A 19,759-nucleotide genomic window follows, 5' to 3' on the forward strand; every position below is an offset into this window, starting at 1 on the left:
TTTTTACCACAAACCGGCCATCTGCCTGGCCGGCGTCACCCGTATGGCAACATGATCGTTCACCGTCTTGCACACATGCTCACAAATGCCGCAGCCGACGCACCGCTCGTGTGAAATCACTAATCGCATCTCGCCGAAATCCATCGCCAACGCATCGACCGGACACCTGGAGACGCAGGCGTGGCAACCCTGGCCAGCGGTACAGAGCCGATGCGTGACCACGGCACTGCCCATCCGGACATCCCGCACATGGCTAACCGGCTCCAGCGCCTCCTCCGCACAGGCAGCGACGCAGGGCAGATCCTCACAAAGCAGGCAGGGCGACTGGTCTGCATAGAGAATCGGCAACCCATCCGCCGGATGACATACGATCGCGCCCGGATCACACGCCTTCACGCAATCGCCACACTTGGTGCAACGATCCAGAAACAGCGCTTCTTCAACCGCGCCGGGCGGGCGCAACCAATCCGCGCGCAAGACCGGCGCAGAGACTTCCGGCGTCACCTCGGTCTGCTTGGAGAATTCCTGGGCGGCCTTGGCCACAGACAGGACGGAGTCCTTCAGAAAATCACGCCGCCCGTATGATGGATCGGAAGCCATATGCGCGCAACCTACATGACGCCGTCTGCACGCAGCTTATATACTTCTACACAGCGATCGCAGGCGCCGTACTCGATGTCCCACCCCGGATGATTTTCCCGGATAAAGTCCAGCACATAGGGCTCCAGCTTTGTGCCCATATCCTCCACCCACGAATAGGTCGGAAAACGGCACAACGGACAGGGGAACCCCGGCATCAGCATGACTTTATTTTCGGACTCCGGAACTTCTCCCCCCTCCACATCGACGGCGCGATCCATGACACGCAACGTGTCAGTCGACATTTCGATCAACTCGGAGTGGGTGAAATAGGACGTCTGCCACAACCCTTCGAACACTGACTTCAGCTGAGGCGGGGGAATCTTCCGGTACCAGGACCGGAACTCTTTGAACCGGTCTTCCTTGCTCAGCATCGGTTCCTTGCCCGCCGTGCTCAGCCGGCTATCGACACTCACGCTCCAGAGCACGCGGTACCGCTGGAGAATCAGCGTTTCTTCTCCGGGGTTCTGCCCCACCTTCGTATCGGGATCGTAGCCGAACACCGGATCCAGCATATCGGAGATATGCATCAGTTCATGGCGGCAATAGCGCGTGAGGGCCGGATCGTAAAACCGGCGGGGAATCAGCTTAATACCGACGCCCTTCAGGCCCTTTTCCTCAAACTGCTTGGCCAGCTCCTGCTCAACAGACCCCCACTTGCGCAGAATATCGACGCCTTCCTGGTCTTCCTTCAACACACCCTTGACCAGCACGATGCCGACCTTGTCTTTCAACAACGGATACTCATTGAACGAATCGCGGATAATGTCCGAGAACCCCCAGGTGCCGAACAGATACTGATAGAGCTTCTTGAACTCCCCTTCCCGATCCTCCAGCATAAACTTCTCGTAGATCGGATCGGCATACTCATGGAACTCCTTATAATAGGTCGGATCGCCCTCGCGTTCCGTCTTTTCCACAAAGGAGTCAATGACCTCTTGGAGCAATGCGGGCTGAAACCTGATTTCCATTGGAAGCCTCGAAGCGTTGGGGTTGCGTCAGATCGAACCGGAGCACCAGCCGAGCCTCTCGGAGCCTCGTTACCGGCGGCTGGAGCCACCTTGACTTGGCTGCTGAGCATCTCTTACGATCGTTCAGATTCGACCGGAGTATACTGGCCTGAAAAGCCGATTTGCAATCAAGGGGGACCATGAGCGTGTCCCCGGTGACTGGAGACCCTATGCCTGAACACACGATGACCCCGCCGATGCCAAACGCCGCCCAGGGAACGCAGCCAACCACGGCGCCCACCGCGCCGATCGATTTTCTGGAGTACTGGAAAACCGATTGCCGCGAGATCAAAACCTTTCGCGGCCATTCGCACGGCGTCTGGGCCGTCGCTTTCTCGCCCGACGGATTGACGCTCGCCAGCGGCGGCGCCGAACGCCTCGTCCGCATGTGGGACATCGAAACCGGCCGGCTCCTGCGCTCGCTCCGCGGCCATACCAATGACATCCGCGCCATCGTCTATACCCCGGACGGCCAAACCATCGCGACCGCGAGCGAAGACCGGACCATCCGCTTGTGGAATCCCAAAACCGGCGAACCGACGAAATTGCTCTTTACCCGCTACGACCACAACGTATGCAGCCTCTCCCTGTCGCCCGACGGCCTCATGCTCGCGCGCGGCAGCCACAACAAAGACATCAAAATCTGGGAAGTCACCACCGGCACCGAACTGATGACCCTGCTGGGCAAAGACCAGTACGACCACCATTGGTCCGTATGCGTCGCCTTCTCGCCGGACGGCATCCACCTGGCCAGCGGCACCGACATCGGAAAGATCAAAGTGTGGGAAGTGCTGCCCAGCGGGGAAGAGAAAGTCCTGCACGACGGCCATTGGCAGCGCGACAACGAAGATTCCACGGAAACGCGCGGCTACTTCATCGAAGACGACGGCGGATTCCAAAAACCGATGGATTACTGGATCGGCGCCATGATCTATACCCCGGACGGGAAGACCCTCATCACCGGGAGCCGCGACAAAACCATCAAGTTCTTCGAGATGCCGAAAGTCGTCGAGACCAAATGCCTGACCGGGCACACCGGCTGGGTGAGATCTTTAGCTGTCTCGCCGGACGGGAAAGTCCTGGTCAGCGCCAGTGACGACAACACCATCAAGTTCTGGGATATCGCCGCTGGCCGCCACTTCAAAACCGTGAAGGGCCACACCGGCGGCGTCCGGCAAGTTGTCTTTTCACCAGACGGGAAACGCCTCGCCACCGCCTCCTGGGATCGCACCATCAAGCTGTGGGAAGGCGGAGCGGAACCGGCAGAGTAAGCAACCTCACGCGCGTCCTGTGCCGCACCGGGCACAGGGCGCGCCGACTCCCCTCGCACCCCTCGGCATTACCCCCGGTCGCAAAAAATATCCACCAAGAAAGCAGGGAGCACCGCCTAGCCCTCGTCCTCCTCGCCTTCACTATGGGCGGAGGGGATGCCGTAGCGTTTGCACTTCTCCCAGAGCGCTTTGCGGGAGAGACCGAGGATTTTCGACGCGGTCGTCCTGCTGCCTTCCACCCGCTCCAGCACGGAGAGGATGTACTCTTTCTCAAACCCCTCCCGCGCAGTCGAAAGGGCCGTCAACGGCACGTCTTTCTTCTTCCCACCGCCACTGAGCCCTTCGTGGCAGAACCCGCAGGACTCTTGCGGCTCGCCGCCCAAGTACGGACAGGTTTGAAACCCGCACAGATCGGCCGGTTGAATCGGCTCCCGGTCGCGCCCCAGTGCCACCGCCCGCTCGACCATGTTTTCCAGCTCTCGGACATTCCCCGGATAGGAATAGCGCAACAGCAGCTCCCGCGCCGGCTGGGAAAAGCCCCGCAGTTTCTTGTTCATCTTTTCCGAACAGGTCTGCAGCACATGATCGGCGATTACCGCGATATCTTCCTGCCGCTCACGCAACGGGGGCACCACCACTTGGACGACGTTCAGGCGGTAGAAGAGATCGTCACGGAAGCGGCCCGCCGCGACTTCCTTCCGCAAGTCTTTCTGTGTCGCGCACACGAGCCGCACATCCACATCGATGGTTTGATTGCTGCCGACCCGCTCGAACTTCCGCTCTTGGAGCACTCTCAGGAGCTTGACCTGCACAATGGGGGAGATCTCCCCGATTTCATCGAGGAACAGCGTCCCGCGATTGGCCATTTCGAACCGTCCGCGCCGCTGGCGCAACGCGCCCGTGAAGGCGCCCTTTTCATGGCCGAACAGTTCCGCCTCCAACAGGGTTTCCGGCAGCGCGGCACAGCTCACTTTGATCAGCGGATAGTCGCGGCGCGGGCTGTTCTGATGCACGGCGTTGGCGGCCAGCTCTTTTCCCGTGCCGCTCTCGCCGAGGATCAGCACCGTAGAATCCGTCGCGGCGACCATCTTGATCTTCTCCAGCACCGCGCGCATTTTCGTATTCGCGCCGAGAATCCCGCCGAAACTGAATTTATTCTCCAGGGTGGCCTTGAGATCCTGGTTCTCTTTGCGCAGCGCCACCACCGTCCCCACCCGCTCCACGATCAACAGCAGCTCGTCCATATTGAAGGGCTTGGTAATGTAATCGAACGCCCCCAGCTTCATGGCGCCCACGGCCGTTTCGACGGACCCGTGCGCGGTAATCATCACCACTTCCGTCTGCGCGCTGGCCTCCTTCGCGGCCTTGAGCACCGCCAGCCCGTCGGCGCCGGGGAGCCGGAGGTCCGTGATCACAAGATCGAACCCGCGCTGCCGCACCTGCTCGATCCCCTCGGTGCCGGTCGCCGCCGCGCTCACCTCATGCCCCACCGCTTCAAGGGCGTCCACGATGGACAGGCGCATCAAGGGTTCGTCATCGACGATCAGAATGGTCATCGGCATCATGATACCCGCTCCATCGGCTCCCGTTCGCGCGACACCGGCAGGCAGAGGGTAAAGACCGTGCCCTTCCCGACCTCGCTCTCCACCAGAATCTTACCGCCATGCCGTTCCACAATGCCAAGACTGACCGAAAGGCCCAGTCCCGTCCCCTCGCCCTGGCCCTTCGTCGTAAAGAACGGATCGAAAATTTTCGGCAGCACCGAGGCCGGAATCCCGGACCCCGTATCGCGGATCTCCACCATGCAAATTCCCTCTTCCACCCAGGTCCTGATCGAGAGCACGCCGCCCTCCTTCATCGCCTGCACGGCATTCAAAATGAGATTCATCAGCACTTGCTCGATCATATGCCGGTCGATCATCACGCTCGGCAGGCCCGTTCCCAGCGCCGTTTCGAGCGTAATCCGGTTGGGGGCAAACAGATGGTTGGTCAGCACGAGCACCCGCTCGATCACGGCATTGATCTCGGCCAGCGCGAACTCCGGCTGATGCTGCTGCGAGAAATCGAGCAGCTGGCGGACGATTTTCTGAACACGCCGCAGCCCGTCTTCCATCGACGCGAGATACTCCTCGCGCCGGGCCGGGGGAATCGTCCCCTTCCCGAGGTTGTACAGGCAGTTCAGGATGCCCCCGAGCGGGTTGTTGATTTCGTGCGCCACGCCGGCCGCCAGCTTGCCCACCGACGCCAGCTTCTCCGAATTCCTGATCTGCTGCTCCAGCTTCTTCGTCTCCGTCATATCCCGCGCAATGCCGAGCACGCCCAGGATCTCGCCATCCACCCCATGCAGCGGAGAGACGCTCACCATCACCGACCGGGCCTCTCCCGTGCGGGTGACGACCTCCACTTCATAGACCTGTTTCGCGCCGATATCGAGCGTGCTCTTGAGGCGGCGACCCCGATGGCGCTTCGACAAGAGCGACAGATAGGGCCGGCCGAGCAAATCCTCTTTCCGGTACCCCCAGGCCTCGATCTTGCTGTTGACGTACGTGAAGCGCTGCTCGTTGTCCAGGGTATAGATGACATCGTTGGCGTTTTCGAGCAGATTTTCCAGGTACTGTTTGGTCTCTTCGATTTCCTTCGTGCGCTCCCGCACTTTCACTTCCAGTTCTTCGCGGTACGACTGGAGCTGCCGCTCCATCCGCTTGCGGTCGGTGATGTCGCGCAGCTGCACCATGGCCAGCGGCGCCTCGTCGGATCCGACGCGAATCAAATCCATCTCGACCGGCATCTCGACGCCGGCCGCATTGCGGACGGCGATTTCATGCGTGGGCACCTGCCGTTGCCCGCCCGCCAATTCCAACAGCAGCGCGCGGACGCCTTCATGGAACGCGGGCAGCACCACCTCGAAAATGCTCCGCCCGACGACCGACGATTCGGAATAGCCGAGCGCCTGCTCCTCCCGCTTGTTCACGGCCACCACAGTACCCTGTTGATTCACCATAAAGACCGAATCGGCCACCAGGTCGAAGAGGGCCTTATAGCGCGCCTGGGAGGCCACCAGTTGTTCGGTCCGCTCGGACACCGCCACTTCCAGCTTGTTGGTGTACTGTTGCAGCTGCCGCTCCAGTTGATGCCGCTCGGTGACATCGCGGACAAAGGCGCGCGTATGCACGACCCCGCCGCTTTCCTGATCGAACAGCGCCGTGGCATGGATCTCCACATCGATGGAGCGTCCGTCCTTGGCGAGAAACACCGTTTCAATCGTGTTGCGCCCCTTCGACATCAGGCGCTCAAGATAACTGAGCACCTGCCCGCCCTGGTTCTCCGGCACCAGTTCCCACAGCCGCATCGCCAGCATCTCGTCGAGCGTATAGCCCAGCTTCTCCAGGCCTGTCTGATTCATATGGACGAAGCGGCCCGTCCGATCCAGCTGATAAATCATTTCCGGCGAGTGCTCGATCAGGTCGCGATACTTTTCCTCCAGCCGGCGCACGTCCCCCATGCGGGCTTCGATCTGCGCGAAGGACAGTTGGAGATTCCCCGCCATGCGGTTGAACGCGTCCGCCAAATCCTCAATCTCGTCCCCGGTCTTGATCTGCAATTGCTGATCAAGCCGGCCGCTGCCGATTTCCTGCACCCCGTCGTGCAAGGCCTTGATCGGACGGGCGATCCGCCTGGCGACGATCAGCCCCGTTCCCCACAACACCGCAAACACCAAGACGCCATAGAGCAGAGTCTTGCCGACCAGGCGGCCCAGCGGCGCGTAGGTCTCCTCCGGGTCCTGCCGCACGACCGTCACCCACTGTGTGCCGCCCATGCTGCCCGGCGCGAGCGCCTCGCTGAACCGCACGGGGGAAAATCCGATCAGCGCGTCCCGGCTGCCATGGGAGTCGTCCTGCGTCAGCGCCCAGCCCGGCTTGTCCTGAGTGATCGTCCGGATCAGGTCCGGATTCACCGTATGCTCTTCCGGAGAAAGGATCGGGCAGATGAGCGGCGCCCCGTCGGTGCTGAAGAGCATGGCATGGCCGGTCGCTCCGATGGCCACTTCGGAAATGGAGTGAAACAAGGTGTCCCGGCGAAGCAAAATCGTCACGGCACCGATGACCCCGCGCTTGCCATCCTCCAGAATCGGCACCGCCACCACCACAACGTGGGTGCCAAAGGCCGGATCGAAGGCGATGTCGCTCACGTAGGGATTGGGGACTTGCGACTTCACGACCGCCGCCCACCAGGGCGTTTTGCCGTAGTAATACTCAACCTGGGGAATGGAACTCACCACCAGCGCGCCGCGCGCATCCGTGACGAGAATCCCCACATAGTCCGATTTGCGGATGTCGTGCCAGCGGATGAGATAGTTCGTGACGATGCGGTTGATGAACAGCGGGAACTCGCTCCGCTTGTCGCGCTGCCGCCATCGCTGCTGCCAATCCTTGATGATCTCCTCGACGGCGCGGTCGTCCTTGCCCTCGTAGGTGCGATTCGATTCCGTGACGGCGGTGCGGAGAAAGGGCGTGGTGGCGAGCTGCTGCGCCTCGTTGATCCCGCGCGTGACGTGCATCTCGATGCGGCGCGAGGCTTCGACCGCCACTTCCTTGAAGCTGCCGCCGATGGTTTCGCGCAGCGCGCGCCGCTCTTCGAGATAGCTCAGGAACAGGGAGAGGCCAAGGGGGAGCAGACCGACCATCACGATGGCCGTGATGATCTTATGCTGGAGACTGTGAGACCGACTCCAGAATGCCATGAAGTGTGCCCATCCGGGCGCGCGATGATGTAACTGGGGCGCCCCGCCGTCACGGCGGGGCGCCCCGGAACGTGCCGTGCTAACCCCGCTTCATCATGCGTCCAGCCGCGCCAGGCCAGAGCAACAGCAGCGGGCTGGCGACAAACACCGACGAATAGGTCCCGAAAATCACGCCCCACAACAGCGCCAGCGAGAAATCGTGCAGCACTTCGCCGCCCGCCAGCGTCAAGGGGATCAACACCAGCACGACAGTCAAGCTGGTGACAATCGTGCGGCTCAACACCTGATTCACCGCGCCGTTGATCGTAGCCTCTTCCGACTCCCGCCGGCGCAGGCGGAGGTTTTCACGAATCCGGTCGAACACGACCACGGTGTCGGTCAGCGAATACCCGGCCAAGGTCAGGAGGGCCGTCACGACCAAGAGCGTAATTTCTTTATCCAGAACATAAAACGCCCCCAGGACCGCCAGCACGTCGTGGAACGTCGCCAGCGCCGCCGCCACGCCGAACCGCAGCTCGAAACGCATCGCAATGTACAGAATAATCCCGATGAACGAGATGACCACGGCGATCAGCGCATCTTCCTGCAGCTTCTTCCCGATCGTCGGCCCGATCTCAGTCGAGGCATCGACGACGAACTTGTTGGTCGGGAAGTCTTTCGTAAACACGGCCATCACCCGTTCGGCGGTCTTTTCTTCGATGGTTGTGGAGGCTTTCACACGGACCAGCAGCTTGTTCTCCTGCCCGAACTCTTGCAGTTCGGCATTGTTCACCCCGTTCGCATCCAGCGCGCGGCGCGCTTCGTCGATCCGAATGGGCTGCTCGAACTTGAGCTGCACGGCAGTGCCGCCGGCGAAATCGATGCCGAGATTGGCTGCGCCTCGGCTGATCTGCACGACCGCGACCAGCCCCAGCAACACCATGATGCCGGAAAAGAGAAACGCGATCTTGCGCTTCCCCATGAAATCAAAATTGGTTTTCCCCAGGATCTCTAACATGAATACACTCCTCTGCTGGCAAGGGGCGCGGGGCTAGAGGCTAGGTGACACGTTTTCTCCGACCTTGCCTCTCGCCTCATGCCTCAAGCCCTTTCTCGTTTAGATGCTGAGAGTCTCGACTTTAGGCCGCTGGTTGAGGACATCGAAGATGACCTTCGTGCCCACCAAGGCCGTAAACAGGTTAATGGCAATGCCCAGACACAGGGTGACGGCAAATCCCTTGATCGGACCCGTGCCGAACAGGAACAAGGCGACCCCCGTGATCAGCGTCGTGACGTGCGAGTCGATGATCGTCAGCAAGGCCTTGTTGTACCCGCCGTCCACTGCCAGGCGGACCCCTTTGCCCTGGCGCAACTCTTCACGAATGCGTTCAAAAATCAGCACGTTGGAATCGACCCCCATGCCGATCGTCAACACAATACCGGCGATGCCCGGCAAGGTGAGCGTGGCATTCAACGCCGACAGCGCCCCCAGCAGACACACGAGATTCAGCACCAGGGCGAAATCCGCGATCGCGCCGGACAGGCGGTAATAGACGATCATGAAGACCACGACCATGGCGCCGGCAAAGAGCGTCGATTGCACGCCCTTGTCGATGGAATCCTGGCCGAGCGACGGGCCGACCGTCAGGTCTTGAATGATTTTGAGCGGCGCCGGCAGCGCGCCCGCGCGCAGGACGATCGCCAGGTCGCTGGCCTCCTGCGTGCTGAAGGTGCCGGTGATCTGCGCCCGTCCGCCGGTGATGCGCTCTTGAATCACTGGAGCGGAATAGATCGTATTGTCGAGCACCACGGCCATCCGCTTCTTCACGTTCTCGCCGGTAATGCGCTCGAATTCACGTCCGCCTTTTCCGTCGAACGTAATGGACACGTAGGGATCGTTGAACTGGCCGATCGACACGCGGGCATCGCTCAACACATCGCCGGTCAGCATGACCCGCTTCTTCACGAGATAGGGAACCCGGAACTCCCGTCCGGTCTCTTTCTCAAACACCCGCTCGAAAAGGATCTGATCGCCCTCGGGGATTTTGGCCTCGAACTGCCTGACGGTCTCGGCCTCTTTTTCCTTCGGGATACGGGCCGGGAAATCCATCTTCATCTGGTTGTCTTCGTCGAGCATCTTGAACTCGAGCAAGGCGGTTTCCTTGATGAGATCCTTCGCCCGCTTCGGCTCTTTGACGCCCGGCAATTGCACGACGATCTGCTTGAGCCCCTGACGCTGGACCAGCGGTTCCGACACGCCGAACTGATCGATGCGGTTCCGGATGGTTTCCAGGGCCTGATTGATCGCGGAATCCTTGATGCGCTTGATTTCGGTGTCGCGCAGCTCCCAGACGACCATATTGGCCGAACCAGCCGCCTCGACCTCGAAGAACGTCGGGTAGTCCTCAAGCAGCTTCTGCACCTGCGCCTTCAGTTCCCCGTTGGCAAACTGAATGGTGACCTGCTGCGGCGCCGTCCGCTTGACCGATTCAGCCGGAATCTTCTTATCGACCAGCACGTCTTGGAGGGAATTGACGGACCGATCGACGGCAATTTCCACCGCGCGATCCTCATCGACCTCCATCACCATGTGAATGCCGCCCTGGAGATCCAGCCCCAGCGTAATGCCCTTGTCCGGCAACACCTTGCGCGCCCAATCAGGCAACGCCTGATAGAGCGGCTTGTATGACGGCAAGAAAAACACGACCGACAGCACCACCACCAACGCGAGTACCGCAAACCGCCCGCTCACTTTTTTCATGTCCCCGCCACCCTCTCTTGTCTTGGACTCAGCTACTCTTTGTCGTCGTCATCCGCGCGCAACTTGGCAATATGCTCTTTTTGAATCTTGATCTTCGTGTTGTCGGCCACCTGCAGCGTCACGGTCTCCTTCCCGAGATTCGTGATCGTGCCCCAAATGCCGGACGCCGTGATGATCTTGTCGCCCTTTTTCAAATCATCCAGCATCGCCTTCTGCGCCTTCTGCCGCTTCTGCTGCGGCAAAATGAGCAGGAAATAAAAAATGACAAAAATCAGGACGAACGGCACCAGCGACAGCAAGGTCCCCGAATTGGACCCTCCGCCGCCGCCAAGCCCCTGCGCCCATGCTACTGACGCCATCACCATGTCGCTGCACTCCTTTTGCTCGGGTCTTAATCCAGCCCGGTCCGGCGGTCATCGTCAGCGCTCTCCCGCGCGTCTCCAGCCGGCGCCACCTCGGCGCGCGCCCGGTAAAACTCGTCGCGCAACGCGAGAAACGTCCCGCGCTCGATCGACGACCGAATCCGCTGCATGAGATCCGCAAAATACCAGAGGTTATGGATGGTATTCAGCCTCGATCCCAGCATTTCTTTCACGTTGAACAAGTGATGCAAATAGGCCCGCGAGTACCGTTTGCAAACCGGGCATCCGCAATCGGGATCGATGGGCCGTTCATCGCGCGTATACTGCGCCTGCTTGATCGACACCCGGCCAAAGCCGGTGAACAGCCAGCCGGTCCGGCCATGCCGGGACGGCACCACGCAATCGAACAAATCGACGCCGCGCGCCACGCCTTCGATCAGATCTTCGGGCAGGCCGACCCCCATGAGATACCGTGGCTTGGTCTCCGGCAGTTCGGGCGCCGTGACGTCCAGCATGGCATACATATCCGCCTTGCTCTCCCCGACTGACAGCCCGCCGATGGCATACCCTTCAAAGTCGAGCGCGACCAGCTCCTGCGCCGAGCGCCGTCTTAAATCTGCTTCCAGGCCGCCTTGCACGATGCCGAAGAGGGATTGATCGGCCCGCCGGCGGCTCCCTTGGCAGCGCTTGGCCCATTCGGTGGTCCGGCGCACGCCCTCTTGAATCGCCTCGCGCGAGGCCGGCAAGGCCACACATTGATCGAACGCCATGATGATATCGGCGCCGAGCGCCTCTTCGATCTCGATCGCGGTTTCCGGCGTGATGAAATGCGTCGAGCCGTCGATATGCGACTGGAATGTCACGCCGTCATCGGTGATCTTGCACAGTTTCGCGAGACTGAAGATTTGAAACCCGCCGCTGTCCGTCAGAATCGCGCCGGGCCATCCGGTGAAGGCATGCAGTCCGCCCAATTCCGCGACCACTTTGTGCCCGGGCCGGAGGTACAAATGATAGGCATTGTTGAGCATCAGCCGAAAACCCAGGTTCTGCAAATCGTCCGGCTCCAGCCCCTTGACCGGGCCCAACGACCCTACCGGCATGAACGCAGGCGTGTCGATCACGCCCCGCGCCGTGCGCAGCTGGCCGAGCCGTGCCTTCGTCTGCCGGTCCTGCTGCCTGAGCGTAAACTGAATCATGCCGTACTCGCCTGTTGCGACATCTGGTCCGGCGCGGAGAGCCCCAGCACCCCTAATCCGTTCTTGATGACCTGCTGCACCGCCCGCATCAAGACCAGCCTCGCCACCGTAACCTTCGGCGAAATCTCTTCCGCCACGGGAGCCTCTGGACTCTCCTGAGGCTCCTGATCCGCCGCCGGCGGAAGAATCCGATGCTTGTTATAGAAGGTGTGGAGCAGGGCCGCCAGTTGCTGCAAATAGTAGGTCAGACGGTGCGGTTCGAAGGCCGCGGCGCTCGCGCCCAACACTTCGGGATAGGCCGACAACTTGCGGATCAGCCCAAGCTCATCGGGATCGGTCAGCACCGTCAGATCGGCTTCGGCAGCCGATGGGCACAGGATGCCGCGCGCCGCCGCCACGCGCCCCAGGCTCGATATTCGAGCATGCGCATATTGCACATAATAGACGGGGTTATCCGCCGACCGTTGCTTGGCCAATTCGAGATCGAAATCCAAATGCGTCTTCGAGTCGCGCATGAGGAAGAAAAACTTGGCCGCATCGGCGCCGACTTCGTCCAGCACTTCACGCATGGTGATGAATTCGCCGGAGCGCTTCGACATTTTTACTTCTTCGCCGCCCCGCAGCAGCCTGACCAGCTGCACGAGCACGACTTGAAGACGCTCCTTCGGATGTCCGTACGCCTGCATGACAGCCTGCATGCGCGGGATGTACCCGTGATGATCGGCGCCCCACACATCGATAAGCAGATCGTATCCCCGCTGCAGCTTGTCGCGATGATAGGCGATGTCGGAGGCGAGATAGGTACACTCGCCGTCCTGCTTGCGCACGACCCGGTCTTTCTCGTCGCCAAATTTCGATGACCGGAACCAGAGCGCCCCTTCGTTCTCGAACAGCAAATCCTGTTGTTTCAGATCGGCAAAGGCCCGCTCCACGGCGCCGGATGCGAGCAACGACGCTTCGCTGAACCAGGACTCAAACTCGATCCCTAAGGCCGCGAGGTCCTCCCGAATAAGCTGCAGCAGGGCCTGATAGGCCAAATCGCGGCAGCGCTGTTCCGCCTCAGCCGGAGCGAGTTCCGCCAGGCGCGCGCCTTCGGACTGGTGAATCCGTGCGGCGACCTCGCGAATATACTCGCCATGGTACCCCTCTTCGGGAAACGTCACGGTCTTCCCCGCAAGTTCCTGCACACGGGCGAATACCGATGCGCCGAGCAGCTTCATCTGCCGGCCCGCGTCGTTGATGTAATATTCGCTGACGACGTCGTATCCCACCGCTTTCAGGAGCCGCGCGAGCGCCTGCCCCACGGCGGCCCCGCGGCCATGCCCCACATGCAGCGGGCCGGTGGGATTGGCACTGACATATTCAACCAACACGCGCTTCCCGACTCCCAGCGTCGAGGTCCCGAAGGCTGCGCCCTGTCGTTCGATCTCTCGAAGCACTTCCAGCCAGACGGCCCGTTTGACGGTAAGATTGAGAAATCCCGGCCGCACGATCTCGACTCGCTCGAACAGTTGATCGCGGGCGGATAGATTATCGGCAATGATCTGCGCAATGTCATGAGGCGCACGCTTCTCGGATGCCGCCAATGCCATCGCAACCGTCGTCGCCAGATCACCCCACTCAGGACGCTTGGGTGCATCCAACGTCAGGGCCGGCCAAGACTCGATCTTCAGTTGGCCTTTCGCCTTGGCATCGGACAACGCACCGTGAAGTGCGTTGACAACCTGTTCCTGCACGAACCCTTGCGTCACAAAATCTCCTAAGTACTTAGAGAAGAAAGAGAAAAACAATTCGGCACTGTAGCATACGGCATAGGAGGTGACAAGGTGAGGGGTCAGGAATTTGTTACCTGGCGGTAGCGAGCAAGAAGATTGTCCAGCCCATGCAGCACCCCTATCACCGGCACTTGAAGACAGGCCTTCTCACGACAGGTCTGCACCGCAGACCACCCACTGCAAGAGCAGGCCGCGCCGGTGGCCACCGAGACATGAGCCCCTCGGGGAGCCCACTGCTGCGGATCAGTGGGGCCAAACATCGCCACGGTCGGGACCCCGAGTAAGGCTGAGAGATGCGTCACACCGGAATCATGGCCGATATACCCCTTGGCTTGCGCTAGGATTCCCGAGAGCGCTGTCAGATTTTTCGGCCGCAGGACAGGAATGTCCTTCAGCCCTTCTTCGCCTAGCGCCTGCACCGCTTGCTCATCTGCCGGCCCGGCCACAATAACTGGCGCAAGGCCCCGTGCTCGACAACCGGAAAGAATATCGAGCCACCGGTCGGCCCTCACACATTTATGCGGACTCCCGCTCCCCGGATGGCACACAACATAGGCCACTCCCTCTCCGAGACCGGTCTTTTTCAACTCAGTGATAGCCGCTTGAAGCAATGACTCGGGCAAAGTGAGACGGACAGATCCTTCGTGGCCCGTTCCGATCACCTTCTCCACTGACGCGAGAAACCGCTCGCTTTGATGACGGCGGGTCCCGCTCATCGGAGCTTCTACAATCACGCGGGGAATCCCCGCCTCCCGCAATGTTCCAAGAAGGGAACCATCGGAATCTTTCAACCACCCAATAGCCAGCTCACAACGCTTGGCAATATTGTGTATCGATGGCGATAGCTGTTGGGGGCCGATGAACAGCGTGGCCAGGTGGCCTGCTTCCATTGGCAGAATTCGATCGACAACCCCGCATTGCTGTAAGAGATGCCCCACTTCCGTACCGGCAAGCAGGACTAATTCCTGTGTTGGATAATGAGACCGAATCGCCTGCAAGGCTGGAACAGCAAGGAGCACATCACCCAATCCGCCCGGGTGAATGACGAGGACGCTGCACAGGTCGCTTGCCATCACAAGGAAGGATGAATCCCTGAAATTGCAGCCCTTGCGGCTTGCAGATCGGCCGGTGAATTGACGTTCTGAAAGGAGCGCGACTCGGGATCCAGGTCCCTCCACTCTGAGGGCAAGACAATTCTCACGCGCAACGACGGCTCTGAGGCCACCGTCTGAATCTTCAGCTGCCGCGCCTCAGCCCGCTGCTTGAGATAAGGAAGGGTACGCTTTCCGTAGACCGCATGCAGTGGCTGCAAACCGGTTTCCAGCTGCGCTATCACGATATCCGCCTCTTGGTCGCGGGCAAGAAACCACCCAATCATATCCGGGTTCACAAACGGCATATCGCAGGCCACGACAAAGATCCGGCCACGAGACGCTTGCACCAGCCCTGTATAGAGCCCCCCGAGACTGCCGCAATCAGGAATCAGATCACGATGGACTACGCAACCGGGCACATCTAACGCGGGGCTGTCTTGTGCGATGATGACCAATACTTCTGAGAAAACCCGGGACATCACATGGATAGACCGCTCCAGCAGAGTAGCCTCTCCGACCTTCAAAAAGCGTTTGTCTTCACCCATTCGCCGGCTCTTCCCACCGGCCAGGATGACTCCCGTTGCATCTCGTTGAAGCCTCATATTCTCCCAGCCCTCAAAAAGCACGAAGGGGGTGGGTTACCCCACCCCCTTCGCTAGAAACAACCCTCACTCCCAATCAGAGATTAGAGAGTCTTGCCTTTCCGCTTGTTTGCACGGCGGGTCAGGACCCAGGCTTCCAGGATCACGATACCACCGGCAATCACGAACGGATAGATATAGACTTCCTGAGGAATCGGAGGCTGCAAGAAGGTGTAATAGAAGGCCGACACGGCCATCTTCCGTCCTGCATCCCCGTTATGACCGTCCCAGGCAAAGAACACGGTCGGGATGTACTTCCCCATCTCGAACAGCGTGTCTTCGTCATAATCCTGATCCTTCTTGTTGCCAAGCGGACGTTGAATCATGACGTACCAGCGGCCATTCTTCCACTCAGACTTCAGAACCTTCAGGTTCTCTTCATAGCTGTCACGCTCTTCGAAGTCCTTGTCCCAACCGGTACCCTTGAAGGCCCGGATGGATCCATCAGCTTCCCACTTCACGATATCGACAGGGAACTGCTCATTGCTTCCGAAGAGATACCGGGGCTTAATCGGAGCCGGAAGCTCCTGCCACTTCACAGGCGTCTCGATGGCGATGGCATCGTTATAGACCGTGTAGTTGTTCTGATGAGCCGCAATGGACCCTTCTTCACCGGTCTTGGGATCCTGCTCCTTGATGTCGAGGTTCACTTCGGTCGGAGCCCAGGGCAACTTCCCTTCGGCCACGCTCTTGGTCCGGTCATCCCACTCAAGCAAATACACGACATGCTTGTCGTTATAGAGCGACCGCACCCAGATATCGTCGATACGATTGACGAAGTTACGGGGCTTGTGCGTGATCTGGCCGCCCATCGCCACATAGCGCTTGGGGGTCTTCTGCCAGGCTTCATTTTCCATATCGGCAGGGATCTCGCCTTCAACCACATAGGACGGAACAACGAAGTTAATTTTCGGCTTATCCGTCAACGGATCGATAGGGAGCGGCTGGCCAAGCGCATCCCGCTCACAGAGCGAGTTGACGAAATTGGCAATGTCCCAACGGTCATCGACGCTGGTGCTATCCGCAAACGACGGCATCGGCGTCCCGTTCACACCCGTCGAGAAGGTGCGGAAAATGTTTTTCACATTATACGGATCCTGGCGGCTGCCTCTAAAGTTCCAGCACTTGTGCCAGTTGGCCGGCTGAATCGAGAAGCCCCAGTCATCCTTCAGATTGAAGGCGTTTCCATCTCCGCGGCCTTCCATGCCGTGGCATTCCACGCACTTCTTTTCAACGATGAGCTCAGACCCTCTCTTGCGGCTTTCGTCCGTCGCCTCTTTGGGCTTCAAATCCGCAAGCTGCAAGATCGTCTGGGTTTCAGACTGCTTATCCGTGAACTTCCGATCCTTCACCAATTGTGTGGTGACGAACGCGAGCACCTGGAGGCGCTGCTCTTCGGTCAAGATACCTTCCCACGAGGGCATAGCCGATCCTGGCAAGCCATGTGTGACCGTTTCATAGAGGTCGTTTTGCCCAGGGATCGGCTTCTTGGCGTCAAACAAGGGCAATTCACCGCTGGCGGTGTGCCGGATCTTGAATGTTCCCTGATTGAAGTTGCGGGGACGCGGCCAGAGACGATCCGCACCGGGACCATCGCCAGCGCCTTCCACGCCATGGCACCACACGCACTTGGTAAAGTAGACCCGCTTGCCCGCCTCAATCATATCGGCAGGCGGCTCAGGCGCCAATTCGCCCTTTTTGAAACCTTGCGGAACATCCTCTGCCGATGCCAGCTGAACCAAAGGACCGGCAGAAAACAATGCCAGACCAAAGGCCGAGGCAAGGAGGATCCCTGCTGTTCTGCCCTTCGACGTATTCATCATGTTTTCCCTCATCTCATAATCCATGGGTTATCCGTAATACCGCTGGACGATTAGTCCCAGGTTCTGGGGTAGTAACCCGTGTGCCAATATTCGAAAAGAATGACTTTCCAAATTTCATCCACGGTCAAATGCTGCTCCCATGGCGGCATCACAGAGGCCCAGGGGAACCCTTCGTTCGGCAACCCGATGCCACCCTTGGCGACGCGCCAGAAAATGAACGTCTCCTGAAGCTGGGCGATTGTTCCCGGATCGGTAAAGTTCGCGGGAATCGGGTTGAAGGCAAATGCGTGCAATCCACGGCCATTCAAATTGTCGCCGTGGCAGAAGTGGCAGTTTTGGAAGAAAATCTCTCCGCCCTCCCGCACATACTTCAGATACCCTTCGTTCTTTTCATCCCATGGATTGGCGTTAGGGGCCATCAATCGCCCCATGCCCTGTTCGACGATCAGCTTGTTGCTGTATTCCTGATCGAACTTGCCCTCAGGGTTCACACGATAGGGATTCTGTGACGTCTGCAGTGTATAGGTCTTCCCATGCACTTTCGTGCTGGCAGGAGGAGCCGGGTGCACTGTGCGCAACTCGATCGGCTCTTCGGACTTCGGCTTCATTGAATTGAACGAGGTCCATCCAATCAAGACCGGGATAAGAATCAGATACGCATAGCGGAGCATCTTATTTGCTCCCGACTGCGCATCAAGCACGTTCATGATCGGCTGCTTGAACTTCTTCCAATCCTCTTCATTGGCGGACACCCACATGAACACCGCCACAAGCGACACGGTGCCATACATGGCGCGCACGCTGAACGGGATGGGCGGATACACGCGGAACTTGAGGTACAGCAGGACAAAGGCCCAAAAACTGATTCCCTGCCAGAATCGCGGAAGAGCCATGCCCATCGAGCTCAAGAGATAGCTCAATCCGGTAAATCCTGCCACAAAGCAGGCTACTTCGAAGAGCATCTGCATCGGCATGTAGCCTTCGACTAAGCGCACGGTGTTCGACGGGACGACGTCGAGGATCATCCCCACCAAGAGGAGCAATCCGATTGCTCCAATCAGTGCACCGACTGACATCAATGCTTTCATGGGTTCACTCCCTTTAGTCTAAAAGTTCGCCACTCAGTTTTACGAAATCTTCGGAGGCTCTTTCCCCTCATACACCTGCGAGAGGTAATCCACGATCTTCTTAAGCGCTCCGGCACTGAGCTTCTGCCCGAACACCTTAGGCATTGTGTTATCCGGGAACGGCTTCACGACATAGGCACTCGGATTGACGATCGACTCCATAATATAGTCCGGAGTCGTCTTCGCGGTCCCTTTGTAATCCTTGTCCTTGATGCGAGTCGGTGCGTTGGTCCCTTCGACAAGCTTCGGGCCAATTGTTCCGTTCGCACCAGGAATACCAGGAATCGTATGGCACGATACGCACTGGGCCTTGGCAAAAATTTGATCCACAGGCTCAGTACCATCAGCCATCAACGCGCTCGGAGGGCCAGCCTTTTCTTCGCTCTTCTTAGGCCGATCCGCTTCAGGGATAAACTTTTCGTATGACTTCACGATTTCATCGAATGACGGAGCGTCACGTCCTTCGCGAAGATAGAGCCAGGTATCAACCGCTGCCAATTCATCCAAGCTAAGTGAAATCGGCGGCTTGTGGATTGACGGCATTGGGCTTTCCTTGTCGTTCGTACCCTTCACACCGTATCCAGCCACCACGTAGCAATTCGGACACGCATGGGACTCTGCGATGTATTCCTGTCCATTTTCAGCCGTCCCTGATCCAGGGAAGGCTTCCTTCTGAGCATATTCACGCTTCTCGGGATGCCCCTTTGAATACTTCGGATCTTCCAGACGTTCTTTACCGGCGCGTTCAGGCAACCCCTGCAAGTTCGGCGCACGCTCTCCGAGCATGCCTGCATGGAACGCATGACACAATGGGCACTGACCTTTTCCGATTGCGCCCTGCTCCTTGTTCTTCCCCACGCCGCCGAAAATAATCTTTTCACCCTCGTCAGCCAATTGCTGAGGAGTCATACCGCTGTACTCGAGCTTCTCAACCTTCGGAGGAAATCCGCCTTCAACCTGCGGCAACCAATTTCCATAACCGGAAAGAAAGGCCGCCACGAAGAACATCAACCCACCAATCTTCAAAAGCGCCCCAAGATTGGTGAAGTAGATCGCCAGCATGAAGGTTGTCGCCGTCACCATGACAAGAGACACCGGCAAGAGACGATTCTCGCCGTAGAAATTCTCTTTGTAGTTCGCGATCGCCATGAACAACATCAGCGTTGCGAGCATGCCGATAAACGTCTTGAACGTGGCCCGCTTCTTGGCAGCAGGATCGCTGATAGAAACCTGAAAGTACACTAAAAGGCCAGCCAGCAGTGCGAGCGCTGGCCACCCCATATCAAGTGCCTGTTTAATCAAATCGCCCACGGTTTTGACCTCCTGCGCCTACCTGGGGA

15 protein-coding genes are annotated in these 19,759 nt (G+C 59.1%); 1 reads left to right on the forward strand and 14 read right to left on the reverse strand.

The annotated features are described in order from the left end of the window. Positions 1-3: 3 nt before the first annotated feature. On the reverse strand, positions 4-600 hold the full coding sequence (locus RI101_02970) for a 4Fe-4S binding protein (protein ID MEC4889001.1): 597 nt from the start codon (positions 598-600) through the stop codon (positions 4-6). An 11-nt stretch (positions 601-611) separates the two neighbouring features. After that, the gene (locus RI101_02975; protein MEC4889002.1) at positions 612-1,610 is read right to left on the reverse strand and encodes a hypothetical protein; all 999 of its coding nucleotides are present in this window, start codon (positions 1,608-1,610) and stop codon (positions 612-614) included. Between the two features lie 209 nt (positions 1,611-1,819). Here RI101_02975 and RI101_02980 point away from each other — a divergent pair, with 209 nt between their 5' ends. Next, positions 1,820-2,920 carry a WD40 repeat domain-containing protein gene (locus RI101_02980; GenBank protein ID MEC4889003.1) on the forward strand — a complete coding sequence of 367 codons (1,101 nt, stop codon included), beginning with the start codon at positions 1,820-1,822 and terminating at the stop codon, positions 2,918-2,920. A 116-nt stretch (positions 2,921-3,036) separates the two neighbouring features. Here RI101_02980 and RI101_02985 read toward each other — a convergent pair whose 3' ends face one another. The 12 genes from RI101_02985 to RI101_03040 form a co-directional block, all read right to left on the reverse strand. Continuing rightward, positions 3,037-4,485, reverse strand: coding sequence for a sigma-54 dependent transcriptional regulator (locus RI101_02985; protein ID MEC4889004.1), 1,449 nt, complete (start codon positions 4,483-4,485; stop codon positions 3,037-3,039). Then, positions 4,482-7,661, reverse strand: a complete 3,180-nt coding sequence (locus RI101_02990) for a PAS domain S-box protein (protein ID MEC4889005.1) — start codon at positions 7,659-7,661, stop codon at positions 4,482-4,484. The genes RI101_02985 and RI101_02990 overlap by 4 nt, the downstream gene beginning before the upstream one ends. A gap of 79 nt (positions 7,662-7,740) precedes the next feature. Beyond that, complete coding sequence (secF, locus tag RI101_02995; GenBank protein ID MEC4889006.1) at positions 7,741-8,658, reverse strand: protein translocase subunit SecF; 918 nt, start codon at positions 8,656-8,658, stop codon at positions 7,741-7,743. A 99-nt stretch (positions 8,659-8,757) separates the two neighbouring features. Beyond that, a complete protein-coding gene (gene secD / locus RI101_03000) occupies positions 8,758-10,401 on the reverse strand; it encodes a protein translocase subunit SecD (protein MEC4889007.1) in 1,644 nt (547 codons plus the stop codon). Positions 10,402-10,433: 32 nt separating this feature from the next. Then, entirely contained in the window at positions 10,434-10,766 is a 333-nt protein-coding gene (gene yajC, locus RI101_03005) for a preprotein translocase subunit YajC (protein MEC4889008.1), read from the reverse strand. 26 nt (positions 10,767-10,792) lie between these two features. Then, a complete protein-coding gene (tgt, locus tag RI101_03010; GenBank protein MEC4889009.1) occupies positions 10,793-11,959 on the reverse strand; it encodes a tRNA guanosine(34) transglycosylase Tgt in 1,167 nt (388 codons plus the stop codon). Further along, positions 11,956-13,710, reverse strand: a complete 1,755-nt coding sequence (gene argS, locus RI101_03015) for an arginine--tRNA ligase (GenBank protein MEC4889010.1) — start codon at positions 13,708-13,710, stop codon at positions 11,956-11,958. Before argS ends, tgt begins: the two co-directional genes overlap by 4 nt. An 83-nt stretch (positions 13,711-13,793) precedes the next feature. Next, positions 13,794-14,807, reverse strand: coding sequence for a glycosyltransferase family 9 protein (locus RI101_03020; GenBank protein MEC4889011.1), 1,014 nt, complete (start codon positions 14,805-14,807; stop codon positions 13,794-13,796). Then, positions 14,807-15,430: a molybdenum cofactor guanylyltransferase gene (locus tag RI101_03025; GenBank protein ID MEC4889012.1), complete on the reverse strand. Its 624-nt coding sequence runs from the start codon at positions 15,428-15,430 to the stop codon at positions 14,807-14,809. Before RI101_03025 ends, RI101_03020 begins: the two co-directional genes overlap by 1 nt. Before the next feature lie 83 nt (positions 15,431-15,513). Further along, positions 15,514-17,292: a c-type cytochrome gene (locus tag RI101_03030; GenBank protein MEC4889013.1), complete on the reverse strand. Its 1,779-nt coding sequence runs from the start codon at positions 17,290-17,292 to the stop codon at positions 15,514-15,516. Positions 17,293-17,342: 50 nt separating this feature from the next. Then, positions 17,343-18,380, reverse strand: a complete 1,038-nt coding sequence (locus RI101_03035; GenBank protein ID MEC4889014.1) for a cytochrome c — start codon at positions 18,378-18,380, stop codon at positions 17,343-17,345. A gap of 39 nt (positions 18,381-18,419) precedes the next feature. Further along, a complete protein-coding gene (locus tag RI101_03040; GenBank protein ID MEC4889015.1) occupies positions 18,420-19,730 on the reverse strand; it encodes a nitric oxide reductase in 1,311 nt (436 codons plus the stop codon). Positions 19,731-19,759 lie beyond the last annotated feature (29 nt).

It is taken from the genome of Nitrospira sp., from assembly GCA_035968315.1.
GTDB lineage: Bacteria > Nitrospirota > Nitrospiria > Nitrospirales > Nitrospiraceae > Nitrospira_D.